This is a genomic window from Micromonospora inaquosa, assembly GCF_003857055.1.
Taxonomy (GTDB): domain Bacteria; phylum Actinomycetota; class Actinomycetes; order Mycobacteriales; family Micromonosporaceae; genus Micromonospora; species Micromonospora inaquosa.
Genome location: NZ_QGSZ01000040.1, coordinates 1 through 3,849 on the forward strand (window position 1 = coordinate 1; position 3,849 = coordinate 3,849).

The 3,849-nt window shown below is 69.5% G+C and carries 5 protein-coding genes; 1 reads left to right on the forward strand and 4 read right to left on the reverse strand.

Annotated elements, in window-relative coordinates; translation table 11 throughout:
• A partial coding sequence (locus DLJ59_RS00345) for a transglycosylase domain-containing protein (protein WP_167493805.1) occupies positions 1 to 414 on the reverse strand: 414 nt, incomplete at its 3' end.
• 407 nt (positions 415 to 821) lie between these two features.
• On the opposite strand from DLJ59_RS00345, the gene DLJ59_RS00350 reads away from it, so the two are divergent.
• Entirely contained in the window at positions 822 to 1,142 is a 321-nt protein-coding gene (locus DLJ59_RS00350; protein WP_030328078.1) for a WhiB family transcriptional regulator, read from the forward strand.
• 6 nt (positions 1,143 to 1,148) lie between these two features.
• Here the strand turns inward: DLJ59_RS00350 and bagB are convergent, their stop codons facing one another.
• The 3 genes from bagB to DLJ59_RS00365 all read right to left on the reverse strand — a co-directional run.
• A complete protein-coding gene (bagB, locus tag DLJ59_RS00355; protein WP_167493806.1) occupies positions 1,149 to 2,300 on the reverse strand; it encodes an ArsA family ATPase in 1,152 nt (383 codons plus the stop codon).
• A 53-nt stretch (positions 2,301 to 2,353) separates the two neighbouring features.
• The gene (gene bagA / locus DLJ59_RS00360) at positions 2,354 to 3,331 is read right to left on the reverse strand and encodes an ATPase BagA (RefSeq protein WP_124770545.1); all 978 of its coding nucleotides are present in this window, start codon (positions 3,329 to 3,331) and stop codon (positions 2,354 to 2,356) included.
• Between the two features lie 26 nt (positions 3,332 to 3,357).
• On the reverse strand, positions 3,358 to 3,849 hold a 492-nt coding region (locus DLJ59_RS00365), incomplete at its 5' end, for an Rv0361 family membrane protein (RefSeq protein ID WP_124770546.1).

Below are 3,849 nucleotides of genomic sequence, written 5' to 3' on the forward strand. Positions count from 1 at the left end.
CAGCGTCGAGGCGCCCTGCCGACCGGAGCCCTCGCTCTGGTTGTTGACGAACGCGCGGGCGACACCGTTGATGTCGACGCCGTTGTGCTTGTAGAAGTCATGGTCCTCGGCCGCGATGATGGCCTTCTGCATGGGCACCGAGATGTCGGGGAGCTTCACGTCGCGTCGGTTCTCGTCATACATCGTCGCGAGCGGGGTCTTGCCGTCCGAGGCCAGCAGGTAGCTGATCTGTGGCGCGCGGGCCACCGTCAGTTCCGTGGGCAGGGCACCGAATGTCTCGGCGCCGGCTTTCGCGGCCAGGCCGGACATCGCTACCGCGGGGAAGGCCGCCGCGGCGACCACCACGCCGGCCAGCAGGCCACACACGAGTAGCGATGCGGCGTTGGTCAGCACATTGTGGTCACGTTTCCGCATCCAGGTCACCTCGACAGGGTACGCGAGTAGGGAACGAGGGGCGCTGGGGCGTTCTTTCCCCATTTCCTGCGCGCGCTGCCCTCGTTGTGCTAAACGCACGACCCCCGGTACTTGGTTGCGTGTGACCTGGCGTGAGTCTCCTCCGATTCAGTGAGGCGGCGCAGCGTTATCGCTGACCTCGGCGGGGTAACCGGCGGTCGAAGGCCCGGGAAGCCGGGAGTGTCCGGAATGATGGATTTCGTCGACAACGTTGCGTAATCAGTCGACTACAGAGCATGATGGGGGCGGCGACAGCGCCACATGTCGTCCGCGCCGCCTTGGGGAAGGCAGGCCGGGCGATCGGGGGGAATTGCCGGCTGACGTGCATCGACGAGGTCGGTAGGTACTGCAAGGGGGGACGTGTACACATGGGCATGATCACTGACTGGCCGTCACTGGCGGCATGTCAGAACGGGGACCCGGACGCGTTGTTCGTACAGGGCGCCGAACAGAACGTGGCGAAGCGGATCTGCCGGAGCTGCCCAGTTCGGTACGAGTGCCTGGCCGACGCGCTGGACAACCGGATCGAGTTCGGTGTGTGGGGCGGCATGACCGAACGCGAACGGCGGGCGCTACTGCGTCGACACCCGCAGGTGACGAGCTGGCGCAAGATGTTCGAGGCCGCGATGAAGAAGAACAGCAAGGACAAGGCCGGCAAGGACAAGATTCTCGTCAGCGCGGCCAACTGACGCCGGTCACGGCCGGCTGATCGCCGCGCCGATCGTCCGTAGCCCGTCGACGTCGTGCACGTCGGCGGGCTGCGCCGTGACCGAAACCGCCGGCACGGCCGGGAACGCCTCGGTGAAGCGCGCGGCGACCTGCCGCTCGCGTACCGCCTGGCGAGCCAGCGTCGCGTGCGCCCGCAGCACGTCGGCGGTGGCGTCGTGCCCACCCAGCTCGGTCAACCGCTCGGCGGCGACCCGGCTCTGCTCGGCGTCCAGCTCCGGGACCGCCGGGCGATGCACCCGGTTGAGCACCAGGCCGGCCAGTGGCATCCGCTCGTCCCGCAGCCGGCCCGCGAAGTACGCGGCCTCCCGGACCGCGTCCGGCTCCGGCGTCGCGACCAGCAGAAAGGCCGTCTCCCGCGCCTGCAGGACACGGTACGTCTGCTCGGCGCGCTGCCGGAAACCACCGAACATCGAATCCAGTGCCGCCACGAAGCCGGACAGGTCGGTGAGCAGCTGCGCGCCGAGCACCTTCTGCACCACCTTGGAGAACATCCCGAACGAGGCAGTGACCAGGCTGAACATGCTCCGGCCGCCGCTACGCGCCGGGGCCAGCAGCAGCCGCAGCATCCGACCGTCGAGGAAACGGGAGAGTCGAGCCGGCGCGTCCAGGAAATCCAGTGCCGAGCGCGACGGTGGCGTGTCCACCACGATCAGGTCCCATTCGCCCCGGGCGTGCAGCTGGCCCAGCTTCTCCATCGCCATGTATTCCTGGGTGCCGGCGAAGGTCGAGCTCATCGCCTGATAGAACGGGTTCGAGAAGATCTCCGCGGCCTTCGTCGGGTCGGTGTGCTGCAACACCACGTCGTCGAAGGTGCGCTTCATGTCCAGCATCATGGCGTGCAACTCACCGCCGCTGCCCTCGACGTCGATGCCCTTGACCTGGCGAGGGGTGTTGTCCAGCTCGGTCAGGCCCAGCGACTGGGCCAGCCGGCGAGCCGGGTCGATGGTGAGCACCACCGTGCGCCGGCCGTGCTGCTCGGCGGCCCGCAGCGCCAGCGCCGCGGCCGTGGTCGTCTTTCCCACTCCGCCGGCGCCACAGCACACGACGATCCGCACGCCTGGATCGGCGAGGATCTGGTCGACGTCCAGCTGCGGCGCCGCGTCTTCGGAAGGCACCAATCGAGCGTATCGGGCCGGTGGGTCCACGCGCCCGTGCTGCGCTCAGGTGTGAGTCATTCGGCGCGGACGAGAGCCTGAGCCAGCGTCGCGAGCCCCGCCCGCTCCACCCCGTCCGGCAGCAACGGCAGCTCGATCATCGGCAGTCCCAATTCCACCAGGTCGGCGCGGAGCGAATCCTCCAACTCGCGACGAATGAGCTGGTCGCGTGCCTCATCGTGCAGCCCGGCCACGATGTCCCGATCGGCCGGCAGCCCGGCGGCGACCAACCCGCGCTTCAACTCCGCGGCGGTGACCGCCTGCCCGGCGGGCAGCGGGGGTCGGACCCCGTTGACGAGCACCTTCCCGACGCCGAAGCCGAGGGCGGTCAGGTCGGCGATCGCGTCGACAGTCTCCTGGATCGGCATCTCCTCCAGCAGCGTGACCACGTGCACCGCGGTCATCGGGGATCGCAGCAGCGCGGCGACCCCCTCGCTCTGGGTCTTGATCGGGCCCACCTTGGCCAGCCGGGCGGTCTCCGCGGTCACGTTGAGGAACCGGCCGATCCGTCCGGTCGGTGGGGCGTCCAACACCACCGCGTCGTACGCGCGCCGTTGCCCGATGGTGCGGGTGGTGGCCTCCTTCACCTTGCCGGTGAGCAGGACGTCCCGCAGGCCGGGCGCGATGGTGGTGGCGAAGTCGATGGCGCCGAGCTTGCGCAGCGCCCGGCCCGCCGCGCCCAGCTTGTAGAACATGTCCAGGTACTCGAGCAGCGCCTCCTCGGCGTCCACCGCGAGCGCGCGCACCTCACCGCCGTCCGGCGCGTCGGCGAGGTGCCGTTCCTCGTAGGGCAGCGGGTCGATGCCGAACAGTTGGGCGATGCCCTGCCGCCCCTCGACCTCGACCAGCAGGGTGCGCCGGCCACCGGCGGCGAGCGCGAGGGCCAGCGCCGCCGCCACGCTGGTCTTACCGGTGCCGCCCTTGCCGGTCACCACGTGGAGACGGGCGGGCCAGCCGGTACCGGCCGGGTCGATCGGGCGCTCAGCTGCACACACCCGTCGAGCCTATCCAGGCGTGCCGGTCAGGCGACCTCGCAGACCCACCAACCCGTCTTCTGCACCACAGTGAAGCGCAGTTCCTGGTCGGCGACCTTCTCGTCGGCGGTGGTCATGGTGAGCCGGGTGGAGACGGTGGCCCGTTCCCCGGTCTGGTTGTCCACCTTCGGGGTGGTCCACCGGAAGCGCGGGTTCTGGTAGGTGGAGGCGTACTTCTCCACCTCGGCGACCTTCGCGGCGATCTTGTCGTCGTCGCGGGATGCGGCGCAGACGTGACTGGCCGCCTTGGTCGCGTCGCGATCCTTGTAGATCGCGGTGAGGAACTCGTCGACGGCGACCGCCGGCTCCTTGGCGCCCTCGCCGGTCTCGGCATTGCGCAGGGTCAGGAAGGCCACCACGCCGCCACCCACGCAGAGCACCATGATCACAACCAGTGCGATCGCCGCGATCAACAGGCCGCGCTTCTTCTTCGGCTCGGTCGTGCCCTGGTAGGCCGGGTACGCCGGCGGGGGCGGGGG

Coding starts and splice junctions, on each gene's coding strand:
- DLJ59_RS00350 (WP_030328078.1), top strand. CDS start 822: ATGGGCATGATCACTGACTGGCCGTCACTGGCGGCATGTCAGAACGGG.